Annotated in this window: 15 protein-coding genes, 2 tRNA genes and 1 pseudogene; 13 read left to right on the forward strand and 5 right to left on the reverse strand. The window is 69.5% G+C overall.

Annotation, left to right across the window (positions count from 1 at the left end; genetic code table 11):
- The first annotated feature begins 240 nt into the window (after window positions 1–240).
- The 5 genes from gyrB to ACIA5F_RS01155 all read left to right on the forward strand — a co-directional run bounded on the left by gyrB (window position 241) and on the right by ACIA5F_RS01155 (window position 6,069).
- Entirely contained in the window at window positions 241–2,298 is a 2,058-nt protein-coding gene (gene gyrB, locus ACIA5F_RS01135) for a DNA topoisomerase (ATP-hydrolyzing) subunit B (RefSeq protein WP_399347785.1), read from the forward strand.
- Window positions 2,299–2,339: 41 nt separating this feature from the next.
- On the forward strand, window positions 2,340–4,943 hold the full coding sequence (gene gyrA, locus ACIA5F_RS01140) for a DNA gyrase subunit A (RefSeq protein WP_399347787.1): 2,604 nt from the start codon (window positions 2,340–2,342) through the stop codon (window positions 4,941–4,943).
- A gap of 2 nt (window positions 4,944–4,945) precedes the next feature.
- Window positions 4,946–5,596, forward strand: coding sequence for a DUF3566 domain-containing protein (locus ACIA5F_RS01145; protein WP_399347789.1), 651 nt, complete (start codon window positions 4,946–4,948; stop codon window positions 5,594–5,596).
- Window positions 5,597–5,714: 118 nt separating this feature from the next.
- Window positions 5,715–5,788: transfer RNA gene (locus ACIA5F_RS01150), tRNA-Ile, on the forward strand.
- 146 nt (window positions 5,789–5,934) lie between these two features.
- Complete coding sequence (locus ACIA5F_RS01155) at window positions 5,935–6,069, forward strand: DLW-39 family protein (protein ID WP_208809277.1); 135 nt, start codon at window positions 5,935–5,937, stop codon at window positions 6,067–6,069.
- Between the two features lie 797 nt (window positions 6,070–6,866).
- Here ACIA5F_RS01155 and ACIA5F_RS01160 read toward each other — a convergent pair.
- A complete protein-coding gene (locus tag ACIA5F_RS01160; protein WP_399347791.1) occupies window positions 6,867–7,415 on the reverse strand; it encodes a DNA-binding protein in 549 nt (182 codons plus the stop codon).
- Between the two features lie 161 nt (window positions 7,416–7,576).
- Between ACIA5F_RS01160 and ACIA5F_RS01165 the strand changes: the two genes are divergently transcribed.
- A tRNA-Ala gene (locus tag ACIA5F_RS01165) sits at window positions 7,577–7,649 on the forward strand.
- Window positions 7,650–7,868: 219 nt separating this feature from the next.
- Here ACIA5F_RS01165 and ACIA5F_RS01170 read toward each other — a convergent pair.
- Window positions 7,869–8,567, reverse strand: coding sequence for a DUF5324 family protein (locus ACIA5F_RS01170; protein WP_399347793.1), 699 nt, complete (start codon window positions 8,565–8,567; stop codon window positions 7,869–7,871).
- Between the two features lie 176 nt (window positions 8,568–8,743).
- On the opposite strand from ACIA5F_RS01170, the gene ACIA5F_RS01175 reads away from it, so the two are divergent.
- Window positions 8,744–9,271 carry a peptidylprolyl isomerase gene (locus ACIA5F_RS01175; protein ID WP_399348154.1) on the forward strand — a complete coding sequence of 176 codons (528 nt, stop codon included), beginning with the start codon at window positions 8,744–8,746 and terminating at the stop codon, window positions 9,269–9,271.
- Between the two features lie 99 nt (window positions 9,272–9,370).
- Window positions 9,371–10,273, forward strand: coding sequence for a rhomboid family intramembrane serine protease (locus ACIA5F_RS01180; RefSeq protein ID WP_399347795.1), 903 nt, complete (start codon window positions 9,371–9,373; stop codon window positions 10,271–10,273).
- Between the two features lie 159 nt (window positions 10,274–10,432).
- Here the strand turns inward: ACIA5F_RS01180 and crgA are convergent, their stop codons facing one another.
- Window positions 10,433–10,687, reverse strand: a complete 255-nt coding sequence (crgA, locus tag ACIA5F_RS01185) for a cell division protein CrgA (protein ID WP_399347797.1) — start codon at window positions 10,685–10,687, stop codon at window positions 10,433–10,435.
- A 91-nt stretch (window positions 10,688–10,778) separates the two neighbouring features.
- On the opposite strand from crgA, the gene ACIA5F_RS01190 reads away from it, so the two are divergent.
- The 5 genes and pseudogenes from ACIA5F_RS01190 to ACIA5F_RS01210 all read left to right on the forward strand — a co-directional run bounded on the left by ACIA5F_RS01190 (window position 10,779) and on the right by ACIA5F_RS01210 (window position 14,126).
- Window positions 10,779–11,558 (forward strand): DUF881 domain-containing protein, encoded by a 780-nt coding sequence (locus tag ACIA5F_RS01190; RefSeq protein WP_399347799.1) that lies wholly within the window; start codon window positions 10,779–10,781, stop codon window positions 11,556–11,558.
- Between the two features lie 160 nt (window positions 11,559–11,718).
- On the forward strand, window positions 11,719–11,895 hold the full coding sequence (locus ACIA5F_RS01195; protein WP_397732720.1) for a hypothetical protein: 177 nt from the start codon (window positions 11,719–11,721) through the stop codon (window positions 11,893–11,895).
- Entirely contained in the window at window positions 11,892–12,530 is a 639-nt protein-coding gene (locus tag ACIA5F_RS01200; RefSeq protein ID WP_399347801.1) for an aminodeoxychorismate/anthranilate synthase component II, read from the forward strand. Before ACIA5F_RS01195 ends, ACIA5F_RS01200 begins: the two co-directional genes overlap by 4 nt.
- Window positions 12,476–13,339 (forward strand): annotated as a pseudogene (locus ACIA5F_RS01205) (class E sortase); the annotation flags it as partial. The gene ACIA5F_RS01200 and the pseudogene ACIA5F_RS01205, both read left to right, overlap by 55 nt.
- A 55-nt stretch (window positions 13,340–13,394) precedes the next feature.
- Window positions 13,395–14,126, forward strand: coding sequence for a class E sortase (locus ACIA5F_RS01210; RefSeq protein ID WP_399347803.1), 732 nt, complete (start codon window positions 13,395–13,397; stop codon window positions 14,124–14,126).
- A 6-nt stretch (window positions 14,127–14,132) separates the two neighbouring features.
- On the opposite strand, the gene ACIA5F_RS01215 is transcribed toward ACIA5F_RS01210, so the two are convergent.
- Both ACIA5F_RS01215 and pknB read right to left on the reverse strand, forming a co-directional pair.
- Window positions 14,133–15,221 carry a restriction endonuclease gene (locus tag ACIA5F_RS01215; protein ID WP_399347805.1) on the reverse strand — a complete coding sequence of 363 codons (1,089 nt, stop codon included), beginning with the start codon at window positions 15,219–15,221 and terminating at the stop codon, window positions 14,133–14,135.
- 190 nt (window positions 15,222–15,411) lie between these two features.
- A complete protein-coding gene (gene pknB / locus ACIA5F_RS01220; protein ID WP_399347807.1) occupies window positions 15,412–17,460 on the reverse strand; it encodes a Stk1 family PASTA domain-containing Ser/Thr kinase in 2,049 nt (682 codons plus the stop codon).
- Window positions 17,461–17,596: the final 136 nt, after the last annotated feature.

The following is a 17,596-nucleotide window of genomic DNA, read 5'->3' on the forward strand; positions in this document are numbered from 1 at the left end:
CCGAAGCGCTGGATGCCCGTGTGAGCCTCTTTGAGCCCCTTCCCGGATATGGGGAGTCGGAGAGTGGAGGTTCAGGGCGGCACATGCGGACTCAGGTACCGGCAAACCCCCATTCATGTCGGTGGTACCGGTAGACTGGAAGCAATCCCGCCCGCTTGCGGGATTCCGCTGACAAACGCTGACAACGCAGATCGACGCAGCCGCTCCTGCTTGCATGCCTGCTGGCCCGGAGTACGGCCTGTGCTGTGCCAGAAAGGGCGCTTCGTGGCCGATTCCGGCAACCCCAACGAGAACATCCCGTCCACTGACGTCGAGAAGAGCGAGGGCAAGGCGTACGACGGCGATGCCATCCAGGTTCTTGAGGGCCTGGACGCGGTCCGCAAGCGGCCCGGCATGTACATCGGTTCGACCGGTGAGCGCGGCCTGCACCACCTGGTGTACGAGGTCGTCGACAACTCCGTCGACGAGGCGCTGGCCGGGCACGCGGACACCATCGACGTGACGATCCTGGCGGACGGCGGCGTCCGCGTCATCGACAACGGCCGTGGCATCCCCGTCGACATCGTCAAGTCCGAGGGCAAGCCGGCCGTGGAGGTCGTGCTCACGGTCCTGCACGCGGGCGGCAAGTTCGGCGGCGGCGGGTACGCCGTCTCCGGTGGCCTCCACGGCGTGGGCGTCTCCGTGGTGAACGCCCTGTCGAGCAAGGTCGCGGTCGAGGTCCGGCGTGACGGCTACCGCTGGACCCAGGACTACAAGCTGGGCGCGCCGACGGCCGAGCTGGCGCGGAACGAGGAGACGTCCGCGACCGGCACCACGGTGACGTTCTGGGCCGACGGCGACATCTTCGAGACGACCGAGTACTCCTTCGAGACGCTTTCGCGGCGCTTCCAGGAGATGGCCTTCCTGAACAAGGGCCTGACCCTGACGCTGACGGACGAGCGCGAGTCGGCGAAGGCCACGGTGGGCGCGGACTCGGCGGACGAGGCCGACGACGGCCGTCCGCGGACGGTGTCGTACTTCTACGAGGGCGGCATCGTCGACTTCGTGAAGTACCTGAACTCGCGCAAGGGTGAGCTGATCCACCCGACCGTCATCGACGTCGAGGCCGAGGACAAGGAGCGCATGCTCTCGGTCGAGATCGCGATGCAGTGGAACTCGCAGTACACGGAGGGGGTCTACTCCTTCGCGAACACGATCCACACGCACGAGGGCGGTACGCACGAGGAGGGCTTCCGGGCCGCGCTGACGGGCCTGGTGAACCGTTACGCGCGCGAGAAGAAGCTGCTGCGCGAGAAGGACGACAACCTGGCGGGCGAGGACATCCGCGAGGGTCTGACGGCGATCATCTCGGTGAAGCTGGGCGAGCCGCAGTTCGAGGGCCAGACCAAGACCAAGCTGGGCAACACGGAGGCGAAGACCTTCGTGCAGAAGGTCGTGCACGAGCACCTGAACGACTGGTTCGACCGCAACCCGGTCGAGGCCGCGGACATCATCCGCAAGTCGATCCAGGCGGCCACGGCGCGCGTCGCGGCCCGCAAGGCGCGTGACCTGACCCGCCGCAAGGGGCTGCTGGAGAGCGCTTCGCTGCCGGGCAAGCTCAGCGACTGCCAGTCGAACGACCCGACGAAGTGCGAGATCTTCATCGTCGAGGGCGACTCGGCCGGCGGCAGCGCGAAGTCGGGCCGCAACCCGATGTACCAGGCCATCCTGCCGATCCGCGGCAAGATCCTGAACGTCGAGAAGGCGCGGATCGACAAGATCCTCCAGAACACCGAGGTCCAGGCGCTGATCTCGGCGTTCGGCACGGGTGTGCACGAGGACTTCGACATCGAGAAGCTCCGCTATCACAAGATCATCCTGATGGCGGACGCCGATGTCGACGGCCAGCACATCAACACGCTGCTGCTGACGTTCCTCTTCCGTTTCATGCGTCCGCTGGTCGAGGCCGGGCACGTCTACCTGTCCCGCCCGCCGCTGTACAAGATCAAGTGGGGCCGCGACGACTTCGAGTACGCGTACTCGGACCGTGAGCGCGACGCCCTGGTCGATCTCGGCAAGCAGAACGGCAAGCGGATCAGGGAAGACTCGATCCAGCGCTTCAAGGGTCTGGGCGAGATGAACGCCGAGGAGCTGCGGATCACCACCATGGACGTGGACCACCGCGTGCTCGGCCAGGTCACCCTGGACGACGCCGCGCAGGCCGACGACCTGTTCTCGGTGCTGATGGGTGAGGACGTCGAGGCGCGGCGCTCCTTCATCCAGCGCAACGCCAAGGACGTCCGCTTCCTCGACATCTGAGTCGGCTCCCACTGACCGCCCGAAAGGACTTCTGACCGGCAATGGCCGACGAAACCACCCCCACCGCGGAGAACCCCGCACCGGAGCAGCCCGTCATGCGGATCGAGCCCGTCGGGCTCGAGACGGAGATGCAGCGCTCCTACCTCGACTACGCGATGTCCGTCATCGTCTCGCGTGCGCTGCCCGATGTCCGGGACGGCCTCAAGCCGGTCCACCGGCGCGTGCTGTACGCGATGTACGACGGCGGCTACCGGCCCGAGAAGGGCTTCTACAAGTGCGCCCGTGTCGTCGGTGACGTCATGGGCACCTACCACCCGCACGGCGACTCCTCGATCTACGACGCGCTGGTCCGCCTGGCCCAGCCGTGGTCGCTGCGGATGCCGCTGGTGGACAGCAACGGCAACTTCGGCTCCCCGGGCAACGACCCGGCCGCCGCGATGCGCTACACCGAGTGCAAGCTGATGCCGCTGGCCATGGAGATGCTCCGGGACATCGACGAGGAGACCGTCGACTTCACGGACAACTACGACGGCCGCAACCAGGAGCCCACCGTCCTTCCGGCGCGGTTCCCGAACCTGCTGGTCAACGGCAGCGCCGGTATCGCGGTCGGGATGGCCACCAACATCCCGCCGCACAACCTGCGCGAGGTCGCGGCGGGTGCGCAGTGGGCGCTGGAGCACCCGGGGGCCTCGCACGAGGAGCTCCAGGACGCGCTGATCGAGCGGATCAAGGGCCCGGACTTCCCGTCCGGTGCGCTGGTCGTGGGCCGCAAGGGCATCGAGGAGGCGTACCGGACCGGGCGCGGCTCGATCACGATGCGCGCGGTGGTGGAGGTCGAGGAGATCCAGAACCGCCAGTGCCTGGTGGTCACGGAGCTGCCGTACCAGACCAACCCGGACAACCTGGCGCAGAAGATCGCCGACCTCGTGAAGGACGGCAAGATCGGCGGCATCGCCGACGTCCGGGACGAGACCTCCTCGCGCACCGGTCAGCGTCTGGTGATCGTCCTGAAGCGGGACGCCGTCGCCAAGGTCGTGCTGAACAACCTGTACAAGCACACCGACCTGCAGACGAACTTCGGCGCGAACATGCTGGCGCTGGTGGACGGCGTGCCGCGGACGCTGTCGATCGACGCGTTCATCCGGCACTGGGTGCAGCACCAGATCGAGGTCGTCGTCCGGCGGACCAGGTTCCGGCTGCGCAAGGCGGAGGAGCGGGCGCACATCCTGCGCGGCCTGCTCAAGGCGCTGGACTCGATCGACGAGGTCATCGCGCTGATCCGGCGCAGCAACACGGTCGAGATCGCGCGCGAGGGCCTGATGGGCCTGCTGTCGATCGACGAGATCCAGGCGAACGCGATCCTGGAGATGCAGCTGCGGCGCCTGGCGGCGCTGGAGCGGCAGAAGATCGTCGCCGAGCACGACGAGCTCCAGGCCAAGATCAACGAGTACAACGCGATCCTGGCCTCGGAGGAGCGGCAGCGCTCGATCGTGAGCGAGGAGCTGGCGGCGATCGTCGACAAGTTCGGCGACGACCGGCGCTCCAAGCTGGTGCCCTTCGACGGCGACATGTCCATGGAGGACCTGATCGCCGAAGAGGACATCGTCGTCACGATCACGCACGGCGGTTACGTCAAGCGGACCAAGACCGAGGACTACCGCTCGCAGAAGCGCGGCGGCAAGGGCGTGCGCGGGACGAAACTGAAGCAGGACGACCTGGTCGACCACTTCTTCGTCTCCACCACCCACCACTGGCTGCTGTTCTTCACGAACAAGGGCCGGGTCTACCGCTCCAAGGCGTACGAGCTCCCGGACGCCGGGCGCGACGCGCGCGGGCAGCACGTGGCGAACCTGCTGGCCTTCCAGCCGGACGAGAAGATCGCGCAGATCCTCGCGATCCGCGACTACGAGGCGGCGCCCTACCTGATCCTGGCCACCAAGGCCGGCCTGGTGAAGAAGACGGCGCTGAAGGACTACGACTCGCCCCGTTCGGGTGGTGTCATCGCCATCAACCTCCGGGAGACGGACGACGGCGGTGAGGGCGCGGCCGACGAGCTGATCGGCGCGGAGCTGGTCTCCGCCGAGGACGATCTGCTGCTCATCAGCAAGAAGGCGCAGTCGATCCGCTTCACGGCGACCGACGAGGCGCTGCGTCCGATGGGCCGTGCGACCTCGGGCGTGAAGGGCATGAGCTTCCGCGAGGGCGACGAGCTGCTCTCGATGAGCGTGGTCCGGCCGGGTACGTTCGTCTTCACCGCGACCGACGGCGGCTACGCCAAGCGGACCCCGGTCGACGAGTACCGCGTCCAGGGCCGTGGTGGTCTGGGCATCAAGGCGGCGAAGATCGTGGAGGACCGCGGGTCGCTCGTCGGGGCGCTGGTGGTGGACGAGACGGACGAGATTCTCGCCATCACGCTCGGCGGTGGTGTGATCCGTACGCGCGTCAACGAAGTCAGGGAGACCGGCCGTGACACCATGGGCGTCCAGCTGATCAATCTGGGCAAGCGGGATGCCGTCGTCGGCATCGCCCGCAACGCCGAGGCCGGTCAGGAAGCTGACGAGGCCGACGAGATCGAGGCGGTCGCAGGACAGGCCGCCGAGGCCGCCGAGGGCACGCCGCCCTCGGCCGGGGAGCACGAGGAGTAAGCGTGAGTGGAGCCACGGGCGCCGGACCGGCAAAGACTGGAGCGGACGGTGCCCGTGGCCCCGCCGCGGACTCCCAGGGGGGAACCGTGACGGACACCCGAGGACCGAAGCAGAAGGGCGGGGCCGGTACTGACACCAGTGCCGACGCCGGCCAGGACCGGTCCGCACCGCCGTATCAGCCGCCGCAGGCCCACCCGACGCCCTCGGGCCCGGGTGCGCCGCGCGGCGGCGGGGGAACCGGTACGCAGCACAAGCCGCGTACGGGGGCCCATCCGACGCCCAGGACGCGCAAGGCGCGGCTGAGGGTGGCCAAGGCCGACCCGTGGTCGGTGATGAAGGTCAGCTTCCTGCTGTCGATCGCGCTGGGCGTCTGCACGATCGTGGCGGCTGCCGTGCTGTGGATGGTCATGGACGCCATGGGCGTCTTCTCGACCGTCGGCGGCACGATCAGCGAGGCGACCGGGTCGAACGAGAGCAACGGTTTCGATCTCCAGTCGTTCCTGTCGCTGCCGCGCGTACTGATCTTCACCTCGGTGATCGGGGTGATCGACGTGGTGCTGGCGACGGCGCTGGCGACGCTGGGCGCGTTCATCTACAACCTGTCCGCAGGCTTCGTCGGCGGCGTCGAGCTGACGCTCGCCGAGGACGAGTGACGGGCTGAATGACCTGCGGGGACACCCTTCGGGAGCGTCCCCGCAGGGCCCGCGCCAGAGGATTTTGGCGTGACCGGCTCCGTGCGCTAATCTTCAGAGGTCAGCGCGCAGCGCAGATGGGGCTATAGCTCAGTTGGTTAGAGCGCATCCCTGATAAGGATGAGGCCACAGGTTCAAATCCTGTTAGCCCCACAGTGTCGAAGGCCCCCGGACCTCACGGTCCGGGGGCCTTCGTCGTTCCGGCGACGGACGGGCTCCCAGGTCACCGATCGGTATCGGTCGGTGTGTATTGTTGGGCGCCAGAAGTCCCCTACGTCAACGAAAGACGAGGTCGCGCGGTGAAGAAGCTGCTCCTGGTCGCACTGGCCGCCATCGGCGGGCTCCTCGTGTACCGCCAGATCCAGGCGGACCGCGCCGAGCAGGACCTGTGGACGGAGGCAACTGACTCCGTGCCTTCTGGTTCCGGTGTGTGAGACCCAAAGCTGATCTCATGAAGCCCCGGTCGCCGCTGCGGCCGGGGCTTTGTGCTGCCCCGTGACGGATTGTTTCGCTATGCGAATCGTTTGGTTGCGTTGGTGAATTCGGGGTGGGGTGGGGTGGGGTGGGTGTCGCGGGGCGGTTCGGCTGCCGTCCGGGCGCGGGGTGCGCGGGGTGCGCGGGTGTGCGTGGACGAGGGGCGAGCGGGGGTGGCGGCCCTGTGGCCTCCGCAAGGGCCGTGCGGGGCCCTGTGGGCGCCCGGAGCCCGACCCGGCGGTTGCGGGGCCGTACCGCGGGGACGGCGCCCCAGCGCGGCGTGGGTGGCCTCGGGGGTGGGGGCGGTGCGGGGTGTCCACGGAGTGTTCGTGGGGTGCCCGCGGGGTGTCCGTGGGGTGTCCGCGGGGTGTCCGTGGGGGCGGAAGTCGGCTCCGGCGCCGGGAAGTTGTCCGGGGGCGGCGGGCCGGGTGCGCGGCGTTCGAGCCGCAGGGCCCGCTCCCGTGCGAGCCGCAGGGGGCGCGGGTGCCGTTCCGGCGGTGGGGACGGGAGCGGGCCCTGCGGCGGGCGGTCGGCGGCGAGGCGCCCGTACCGCCGCCTTCGGTGGTCCCGGGCCCGTCGTGCGGTGCCCGGGCCGCCGTGCCCGGCCGGATCGGCCAACTCGCGGCGGGAGGCGAGGGTCTGACCCCTCACCGCGCCGTCCGGCCCGCCCGTTCCCCCGTTCCCCCGTTCCGCCTGTCTCCCTGTCTCCCTGTCTCCCTGTCCCCCGTCCTCGCGTGTCGTGCGTGTGGTGCGCGGGTCAGTTCTGGTGGGCCTCGTAGTGGGAGACCGCGTCGGCGGTGCGACCCGCGCCGTACACCCGGAGGAACTCGGCCAGTTCCGGGTGGCTGGGAGCGAGGGTGTCCGCCGCGTCGATGATGTCGCCGGCCGCGGAGACCGAGCGCAGCAGCGACTGGATCTCGCGGACGACCCGCTTGACGGTGGGTGCGCCGGAACCGGTGGCGCTCTGGGCGGTGTTGCTGAGGACGGACCCTCCCTGGGTCTTCTTGATCTCGTCCATCCGGTCGGTGGCCTCCACCGCGCTGACACTGCCGTCCGCCACCTGGCCGGCGAGATCCTGGAGTGCCTGGACGCGCTGGACCACGGCCGGATTCCCGATCTTGGCGCGCTGGCCGCTCATCAGCTGGGACAGCATGGGTGCCGACAGTCCGAGGACGGCAGCGAGGCGAGCCTGGTTCAGGCCGAGGTCATCTATGAGCCTGCGGAAGAGCGCTCCGAGCGGTTCCCCGTACCAACTGCGCTGAAGCTCTCTGGCTCTGGCCGTGGCCTCTTGCTGTACTGCGTCCACTCTTACTACTCCCCTTCGCTGGTGCGAACCTCGCGAGCATCTTACGGAGCGTGGTCGCGGGGCGGGAGTCCCTATCATTTTGCGGGATGAGGGGGTACACCCGGTACTCTGTTCTGCGGAACGGCCTCTCCTTCCGAGGGGACGGTCGCGTCCATTTCCTCGGGGCCTTAGCTCAGTTGGTAGAGCGCTGCCTTTGCAAGGCAGATGTCAGGAGTTCGAATCTCCTAGGCTCCACAGCGAAACTCCCCCTGACCTGCGTAGATGCGGGTCAGGGGGAGTTTTTTCGTCAGGCTGTCTTTGTCAGGCTGTCTTTGTCAGGCTGTCTTCGTCGGGCGGCGAGGTGGCGGTGGGGGCTGTTTCACGTGAAACAGCGGTCCGGGTCCGGCGGAGGGGGTGCTCCGCTGCGGAGGGGCCGTGCCCGTCGCGAAGCGGGCCCTGCCGGGCGCCGGTGGGTCAGAGCGGCCTGTCCTCCGGGGCTGTTCCCGGCTCCGTCTCCCGTTCCTTCTCCGCCAGTTCGTCGTCGAAGTTCGCCGGTTCGCCGTCCCGCGCCGACAGCTCGGTGGCCTCCGGGGGCTCGACGAGCCAGTCCGGGTTCGACTGCGTGTCCCACCACTTCCACGCCGCGAAGGCGACGCCCGTCAGGACGCCGGCCAGGGCGACACCGCGGAGCACCCGGCCCGTGCGGGCCCGGCGCTCGTGGCGGCGGATCAGCTTCCGGACCTCTTTCGCGGACACCTGGCCGCGCAGGGCCGCCAGCGCCGCCGTGGAGCGGGAGGCGGCCTCCTCGGCGACCGGTGCGGCCGCCGCGATCGCGCTCTCGATCCGGGGCTGGGTGGAAGCGACGGCCTGCTGCGCCGCCCGGCACGTCTGCTGCACGGCCTTCGTCGCCGCCCGGTCCACCTGGGGCGGCACATGGGAGCGGGCCGACGAGAGCAGGGGATGCACATGGCTGTCGTAGGTCGTGCGTGCGTGCCGCGCTGCCTCGGTGGCCGCGTGCGAGACCTTCGGCACCAGCCGTTCGTTCGCCTCGTGCGCGTAGTGCGCAGCGGCGCACCTGGCGGATTCCGCGTACGGTGCCACCGCCTCCGCCGCGTACCGCACACTCTCCCTGGCGCTCTCGGCGGCCAGGCGCGCGCTGTCCTTGCGGGTCACGGGATTCCTCCTCCTCGGTGGCGGACACAGTTCACCTTTCCACCCTCTGTCGGATCATGCCTGTGATCCGGTCGACCGGCATGCGTGACGGGGCATACGGGTGGACGATTTCCGTGCGGTGGGGCCCTCCGTGGGAGGATCGGGGACCGACAGTGACGACTATGGAAGGCAGAACCGTGGCCGAGAAGCTCTACGCCACCCTGAAGACCAGCCACGGCGACATCGAGATCGAGCTGCTGGAGAACTTCGCCCCGAAGACCGTGAGGAACTTCGTGGAGCTCGCCACGGGCGCCCGTGAGTGGACCCGTCCCACGGACGGCCAGAAGACCACGGACCCGCTGTACGACGGCACCGTCTTCCACCGGGTCATCAGCGGCTTCATGATCCAGGGTGGCGACCCGCTCGGCAACGGCACCGGTGGCCCCGGCTACCAGTTCGCCGACGAGTTCCACCCCGACCTGGCCTTCACCAAGCCGTACCTGCTGGCGATGGCCAACGCCGGTCCGGGCACCAACGGCTGCCAGTTCTTCATCACCGTCGCGCCGACCGCCTGGCTGACGCGCAAGCACACCATCTTCGGCGAGGTCACCGACGCGGCCGGCCGGAAGGTCGTGGACGCGATCGCGGCCGGTGCCACCAACCCGCGCACCGAGCGTCCCCTCGACGACGTGATCATCCACTCGGTCGCCGTCGAGAAGCGCTGACCGCACGGCCGCCGGGAACTTTTCCGCCCCGCCCGTCCGTCCTGGATACGTACCGGACCGGTGGGGTGCCCCGTGTCCCGCCGCCGACCGAGGGGACCGATGGACACCGACCGTCTGCCGGGCTGCTACCGCCACCCGGACCGTGACACGGGGATTCGCTGCACCCGCTGCGAGCGTCCCATCTGCCCCGAGTGCATGATCAGTGCCTCGGTCGGCTTCCAGTGCCCCGAATGCGTCCGGGAGGGCTCCGGTACGGGCCACCGTCCGGCCCTGGGGCCTCTTCGCCGGGGGCAGGGGAGCAACGCACCGCGCACCCTCGCGGGCGGGGTGGTCGCCGCGGACCCCCACCTGGTCACCAAGGTCCTGATCGGGATCAACGTGGCGGTGTTCCTCGCGGCTCTCGCCGTTCCCGGGCTCGTGATCCAGCTGGAGCTGCTGGGCCGGTACGTCGAATTCTTCGGCGCTCCGCTGGAAGGGGTCTCCACCGGCCAGTACCACCGGCTGCTGACCTCGGTGTTCCTGCACGTCGAGTGGTGGCACGTGATCAGCAACATGGTCGCGCTGTGGATCATCGGCGGCCCGCTGGAGGCGGCGCTGGGACGCTCCCGCTATCTCGCCGTCTATCTGCTGTCGGGCCTGGGCGGCAGCGCCCTCGTCTATCTGCTGACCGCGCCGAACACCGCGACCCTCGGTGCTTCGGGCGCCGTCTTCGGGCTGCTCGGGGCCACCGTCGTCCTGGTGCGCCGGCTGCGGTACGAGATGCGGCCCGTGATCATCATGGTCGTGCTGATGCTGGTGCTGACCTTCGTCCCGTTCGGCGGCGCGCTCACGGTGTCCTGGCAGGCCCATGTCGGTGGTCTGGTGACCGGTGCGCTGCTGGGGGCGGGCATGCTGAGTCCGGCCACCGGCAGGCGCCGCGCGTTCGTCCAGTGGGGGAGCTGCGCGGCGGTGTTCCTGCTGGCAGTCGTGGTGATCATGGTCCGGACGGCCGAACTCACCTGATCACACCGGCGTCAACCCTCCACAGAGTTATCCACAGATCTTCTGTCTTTTCCTCAGGTGTGGATGACGCTGTGGATAACTCATGGGAGAGGTTGTCCGGACCCGCCCGGAACCGGCTGTCGTGCCGGTGTCATCCGGTGCGGTCCGGGTGTGTCGGCGTTACTTCCACTGCGTGGAAACGCCGAATCCCGCCGCGATAAATCCGAAACCAACCACAATGTTCCAATTGCCCAGTGCCTCGACGGGCAGCTGGGTATCGGTCACGTAGAAGATGACGATCCAGGCGAGTCCGATCAGGAAGAGCGCCAGCATGACCGGGGCGACCCAGCTGCGGTTCGTCAGCCTGATGGCCTGCGGCTGCCTCGTCGGCGGCGGCGTGTAGTCGTCCTTCTTGCGGATACGTGACTTCGGCACGAGGGGCTCTCCTGTCGATGCGCTGGGGATCTTGCCTCCCCCGGGCGTCCGTTAGCGTAGTGGACCTGTGGCGTTGAAGGAGAAGGGTACGTTGAGCAATTCCGACGGCTCCTCCGCGGGTACCCGTCCCCGCCGCCGGTTCCGGCCGGTCAGGCTGCTGACGGCCGGTGTGTTCGCCCTGGCCGGTCTGATCTTCGTCACCAGCTTCAACACCTCCAAGGGTACGAACATCCGCACGGACGCGTCACTCCTGAAACTCTCCGATCTCATTCAGGAACGCAGCCACGACAACGCGGAGCTGGAGGCGAGCACGTCCACCCTGCGGCGCCGGGTGGACGCCCTCGCCGACCGCGACGACGGCAGCACCCGGGCCGAGGACGCCGAGCTGGCCGCCCTGCGCACGGCGGCCGGCACCGAGCAGCTGACCGGCCGGGCCCTGACGGTCACCCTCGACGACGCCCCGCCGGACGCGACCGCCCGCATCCCGGGCGTGCCCGAGCCGGCCCCCAACGACCTGGTGATCCACCAGCAGGACCTCCAGGCCGTGGTGAACGCCCTGTGGCAGGGCGGCGCCCAGGGCGTCCAGGTCATGGACCAGCGGCTCATCTCCACCAGCGCGGTGCGCTGCGTCGGCAACACCCTGATCCTCCAGGGCCGCGTCTACTCGCCCCCGTACAAGGTGACGGCGGTCGGTGACCCGGGGGTGCTGCGCAAGGCGCTCGCGGCCTCCACGGCGCTCCAGAACTACCAGCTGTACGTGGACGCCTACGGGCTCGGCTGGAAAGTGGACGAGCACAGGGCGCTGACGCTGCCCGGCTACTCCGGCACGGTGGACCTCCACTACGCGAAGCCGGTGGCGTCCGCCCCCTGAGCGGGCCCGCCCGGACGTCCTGCCGCGCGGGCGCCGGTCGTCCGGGCGGGAACCGGCGGTACCGGGGGTTTGCCCGGCCGACCCCGCGGTCGGGGCCGCTGCCTTTAGGCTGTTCGCGTACCGCTCCTGCGGTGCGTGGGACGAAAGGGACGCGGACGGCATGTACGGCTGGATCTGGCGGCATCTGCCGGGCAACGCGTGGCTACGCGCGCTGATCTCCCTCGTACTGGTCCTCGCGGTGGTCTTCGTGCTGTTCCAGTACGTCTTCCCGTGGGCCGAGCCGCTCCTTCCGTTCAACGATGTGACGGTGGACGAGGGATCGGGAGCCACTCCGTGAGCGCGCGCATTCTGGTGGTCGACAACTACGACAGCTTTGTCTTCAACCTGGTCCAGTACCTCTACCAGCTGGGCGCCGAGTGCGAGGTGCTGCGCAACGACGAGGTCGCGCTGGAGCACGCGCAGGACGGCTTCGACGGCGTCCTGCTCTCGCCCGGCCCGGGAACCCCGGAGGAGGCGGGCGTCTGCGTCGACATGGTCCGCCACTGCGCGCGGACGGGCGTACCGGTCTTCGGGGTGTGCCTGGGCATGCAGTCGATGGCGGTGGCGTACGGCGGAGTCGTGGGCCGGGCTCCGGAGCTGCTGCACGGCAAGACCTCGCCGGTGTCGCACGAGGGGCTGGGGGTGTTCGAGGGGCTGCCGTCGCCGTTCACCGCGACCCGCTACCACTCGCTCGCGGCCGAGCCCGACAGCATCCCGGACGTGCTGGAGGTCACGGCGCGGACCCAGGACGGGATCATCATGGGGCTGCGGCACCGGGAGCACGACGTGGAGGGCGTGCAGTTCCACCCGGAGTCGGTGCTGACCGAGTGGGGGCACCGGATGCTCGCGAACTGGCTGGTGCGCTGCGGTGACGCGGACGCGGTGCGGCGCTCGGTGGGGCTGGCCCCGGTGGTGGGCAAGGCCGTCGCGTGACGACGCTCGCGCCGTCCGCGCCCGCAGAGGGCCGGGCCGCGCGGCGCAGGGCGGCGCAGGAGGCCGCGAAGCGGGCCCGCAGGCGCGGTGGCGGACGGCGCCGCAGGCGGCCGTCGTCGGGCGGCCCGGTGGTCGTCGCGAGCCGGCTGGCCGGGGAGCTGTGCATCACGCTGGGCCTGGTGATGCTGCTGTTCGTCACCTACCAGCTCTGGTACACGAACGTGCTGGCGGAGCGCACGGCCAACGGGGCCGCGGGCTCGCTCCAGCAGACCTGGGAACGCGATCCGGGCGGGGCCGCCGCGCCCGCGGCGGCGGCGTTCGAACCGGGTCAGGGCTTCGCGATCCTCTCCATCCCGAAACTGGACGTGAAGGTGCCGGTGGCGGAGGGGATCAGCAAGCCGAAGGTGCTGGACAAGGGGCTGGCCGGGCACTACGGCGAGGCTCCGCTGAAGACGGCCATGCCCGCCGACAAGGAGGGCAACTTCGCGGTGGCGGGGCACCGGAACACGCACGGTGAGCCGTTCCGCTACATCAACCGCCTGGTGCCCGGGGACCCGATCGTGGTCGAGACGCGGGACGCGTACTACACGTACGAGATGACCTCGGCGCTGCCGCAGACACCGCCGACGAACGTGTCGGTGCTGAAGCCCGTGCCGGAGGGGTCCGGGTTCACCGGGCCGGGGCGGTACATCACGCTGACGACCTGCACTCCCGAGTTCACCAGCACCTACCGGATGATCGTATGGGGCAGGATGATCGACGAACGCCCCCGCAGCCAGGGCCCGCCGCCCGCGCTGGCCAGCCCGTAGCCGCACAGCCCCATAGCAGCCGTAGTCCCGTAGCCGCCGTAAGGACGAATCAGCAGTGTCTCGTGCCCGCCGTCGCCGCGCCGCCCCGCCCCGCAACCGCAGTGTGCTCGCCGGGGCGCTCGGTCTGCTGGGCGAAGTCCTGATCACGCTGGGGCTGGTGCTGGGCCTGTTCGTGGCGTACTCGCTGTGGTGGACGAACGTGCTCGCGGACCGGCAGGCGTCGGCGCGCGGCGACGTGGTCCGCCAGCAGTGGCAGGCGGACCCCTCGGCCCGGCCGAAGCCCGTGGAGCCGGGGGCACTGGACACCAGGGACGGCATCGGCTTCCTGCACGTACCGGCGATGAAGAACGGCGAGGTGCTGGTGAAGCCGGGCACGACGCCGGGAATCCTGAACGACGGAGTGGCGGGGTACTACACGGACCCGGTCAAGTCGGCGCTGCCGTGGGACCCGACGGGGAACTTCACGCTCGCGGCGCACCGGGACGGGCACGGGGCGAAGTTCCACAACATCGACAAGCTCACGAACGGCGACGCGATCGTTTTCGAGACGAAGGACACCTGGTACGTGTACAAGGTCTTCGCGGAGCTGCGCCAGACGTCGAAGTACAACGTGGACGTGATCAACCCGGTGCCGAAGGAGTCGGGGAAGACCGCTCCGGGGCGCTACATCACGCTGACGACGTGCACGCCGGTGTACACGTCGAAGTACCGGTACATCGTCTGGGGCGAGCTGGTGCGGACGGAGAAGGTGGACGGGAAGCGGACGCTCCCGGCGGAACTGCGCTGACCCCGGTCACCGCAGCACCTGGAGCCGGACTCCGGCGCTCCACGCCTCCAGGAGGCCCCTGTGGACGGCCGTGACCCCTCCCTGGGCGGCGATGGCCAACGCTTCGCGGGTGAAGGCGCAGGTGGCCACGTAGAGGGCCACCTCGGCCCGGTGGAGGACCTTGGAGGAGCCGAGGAACTTCTGCATCTCGCCACTGAGGACATGGCGGAAGGGCGCGAAGTTCTTGCACTGCACGGCGACGGTGCGGCCGTCGGCGGTCCTGGCGGTGATGTCGGTCCCGCGGTCGCCGCCGTGCCCGCCGTGCACCTCGACACCGGTGCAGCCGTCACGGCGCAGCAGCCCGGCGACGTGGAGCTCGAACTCCTTCCCGTTCATGGCGTCGACGGTCCCGATGACCCCGGTGAGGGCCTTCGCCTCCTGGCCGCGCTGGAGCCGGCTGAGCTGGAGGTCGTGCTCGACGAGCCGCTGCTGGATCTGCTCGACGTCCTGGCGCAGGGAGAGCAGCTCCCGGCGCTGTTCGCCGGAGGTCTCGACGAGGGCGCCGATCATCGGGACGACGGTTCTGCTCAGCAGCCGGGTGAAGCCTTCCTCGCTGAGCCTGCTGATCCGCTCGTCGAGCGATTCGACGTCGTCGGCGTGCGGGCCGGGGCCGGGGTAGGGGTCGGCAAGGGCGACGGGCCGGGGCCGGGACGCCTGCTCGCGGTCCAGCAGGTAGGTGCGGACCCTGCGGGCGACCTCGCTGTCGCGCAGGAGCATCGCCATGTCGAGGATGGTCCTGCGGGTGTAGACGGCCAGGTGGGCGCGCCCCTGTGGATAACTTCCGTTTGAAAGGTACAGGTTGTCACTTTCAAACCGTTGCAGGTCAGCGCCCCGGAGTGTGCGCATGCCGTTCTCGGTGAGTTCCTCGCGGTGACGTTTGACCACCTGCCGGACCGCGTTCTCCGCGACCTCGAAGTACGCCGCCACCATCGCCGTGGTCACGTGCAGGTCGTCCGGCAGCAGGGACAGGGTCTTGACCTTGTCCAGGGCGTGGGTACGGTCCAGGACGCTGGTGCGCAAGGTCCGGGACTCCAGCAGCACCGTTTCGTTGATCATGGTCCGTCCCTCCCGGGAGTGATCCGGGCGGAGTCCGGTGCCCCGCCCCGTCCGGGTCAACGAATTCGTACGTATGGAAGACACGTACGAAGACATGAAAAGGTCCGGCCCCCTCCCGTCGGGGAGGGGGCCGGACCTTTCACGAGCCGTGGAGCCGTGCCCGCCGTGGAGCCGGGTCGGTGGCGTCCGGTCAGCGGCGTCCGCCGATCAGACCTCCGAAGAAGTCGTCGCCGTTGTTGCCGTTCCCGTTCCCGTTGTTGCCCTGCTGGCCGTCGACGGTGCGGACGTTGACGACCGTGCCCGTCGTGACGGGCGAGCCGAAGACCGGGTCGGAGAAGAGGACCACCGCGTTGTCGTCCGACGGGCCCGCGAGGACCGCGCCGAAGGACAGGCCCTTGTTCGCGAGCTCGGCCTTGGCCTGGGCGACGGTCTTGCCCGCCAGGTTCGGGACCGCGGTCTGCTGCGCCGCCTTGGCGATGGTGACGTTGACCGCCTTGCCGACGTCGAGCTGCTGGCCCGGTTCGTACTGCTGCGCGATGATCGTCTTCGGTACGGAGCCGGGCGACTCCTGCTCCGTCGTGCTGCCGAGCTTGAGCCGGGCGTCCTGGAGCGCCTTGACGGCCTGCTCCTTCGTCTTGCCGCGCAGGTCCGGGACCTCGGCCTTGGAGATCTCCTTGGCGACGGTCAGGGTGACGACGGAGTTGTGTTCGGCCTCGGTCCCGGCCTTGGGGTTCTGGTCGAGGACGGTTCCGGCGGGGCGGTCGGACTCCTGGGTCTTGCGCTCGACCTGGAAGCCCTTCTCCTTGAGCTGCTTCTCCGCGTCGTCGTAACTCATGCTGAGGACGTTGAGGACGGGCGACTTGGGCGCGCCCGCGGAGATCTTGACCCTGATGCTGGAGCCCTTGGCGACCTTGGTCTTGGCGACCGGGTCCTGCGAGCAGATGGCGCCCTTGGGCTGGCCCTCGCAGGGGACGTCGGCCTCCTTCTCCACGGTGAGGTCGACGGCCTCGACGCTCTTCTGCGCCTGTTCGAGGGTCTGGCCGACGAGCGTGGGGGCGGAGGGGCGGTTGTCGGCGGTCTTGTCGAAGAGGGCGCGGCCGATGAGGATCGCGCCGACCAGGACGAGGAGGCCGGCGGCGACGAGCAGGATCGTCGAGGCCCGGCTCTTCTTCTGGCTCGGGCGGCGGCCGTGCCCGCCCTGGTCGTAGCCGCCGTGGCCCTGGTCGCCGTACCCGTACCCGCCGTCCCCGGGGGGCGTGGGCGGGATCATGGCCGTCTGGCCGGGGTCCGTGCTGCGCAGGGCGGTGGTGGGCTGGTCGTAGCCCTGGTAGCCGTAGCCGCCGTTCGGGTCGGGGTAGCCGTAGCCGGACGTGCCCATGGCGGCGGTGGCGGCGACGGGCTGGCCTTCGAGGCACGCCTCGATGTCGGCGCGCATCTCGTCGGCGGACTGGTAGCGGTAGTCGGGGTCCTTGACCAGGGCCTTGAGGACGATGGCGTCCATCTCGGGCGTGATCTCGGGGTCGAAGTTGCTCGGCGGCTGGGGTTCTTCCCGTACGTGCTGGTAGGCGACGGCGACCGGGGAGTCGCCGATGAACGGCGGCCGGACGCTGAGGAGCTCGTACAGGAGGCAGCCGGCGGAGTAGAGGTCGGAGCGCGCGTCGACCTGTTCGCCCCTGGCCTGCTCGGGGGAGAGGTACTGGGCGGTGCCGATGACGGCGGCGGTCTGGGTCATGGTCATGCCGGAGTCGCCCATGGCGCGGGCGATGCCGAAGTCCATGACCTTGACCTGGCCGGTGCGGGTGAGCATGACGTTGGCGGGCTTGATGTCGCGGTGGACGATGCCGGCGCGGTGGGAGTACTCCAGGGCCTGGAGGATGCCGATGCACATCTCCAGGGTGCGCTCGGGCAGCAGCTTGCGGCCGGAGTGCAGGAGCTCGCGCAGGGTGGACCCGTCGACGTACTCCATCACGATGTAGGGGATGGAGATGTTGTCGACGTAGTCTTCGCCGGTGTCGTAGACGGCGACGATCGCCGGGTGGTTGAGCGAGGCGGCCGACTGGGCCTCGCGCCGGAACCGGGCCTGGAAGGACGGGTCGCGGGCGAGGTCGGCGCGCAGGGTCTTGACGGCGACGGTACGGCCGAGCCGGGTGTCGTGGGCGAGGTAGACCTCGGCCATGCCACCGCGGCCGAGCACGTGGCTCAGCTCGTACCGGCCGCCGAGGCGACGCGGCTCTTCCATAACGTTCCAGCCCTCTCCGTCAGTCCCGACCGCACCTGTGTGTGGTCCGGCGGTGTGCTGTTCGCGCAAAGGCTACCGGCCGATCGTCGGTGATCGGTTCGTGGCCACAGGCTGATACCGGACCGGTACCGTACGC

Origin of the sequence: Streptomyces sp. NPDC051567 (genome assembly GCF_044454165.1) — a bacterium.
GTDB lineage: Bacteria > Actinomycetota > Actinomycetes > Streptomycetales > Streptomycetaceae > Streptomyces.

Bases quoted from the DNA above. Each gene is read 5' to 3' on its own strand.
- gyrA (WP_399347787.1), top strand. From the start codon at position 2,340: ATGGCCGACGAAACCACCCCCACCGCGGAGAACCCCGCACCGGAGCAG.
- ACIA5F_RS01180 (WP_399347795.1), top strand. From the start codon at position 9,371: ATGGACACCGACCGTCTGCCGGGCTGCTACCGCCACCCGGACCGTGAC.
- ACIA5F_RS01195 (WP_397732720.1), top strand. From the start codon at position 11,719: ATGTACGGCTGGATCTGGCGGCATCTGCCGGGCAACGCGTGGCTACGC.
- ACIA5F_RS01215 (WP_399347805.1), bottom strand. From the start codon at position 15,221: ATGATCAACGAAACGGTGCTGCTGGAGTCCCGGACCTTGCGCACCAGC.
- pknB (WP_399347807.1), bottom strand. From the start codon at position 17,460: ATGGAAGAGCCGCGTCGCCTCGGCGGCCGGTACGAGCTGAGCCACGTG.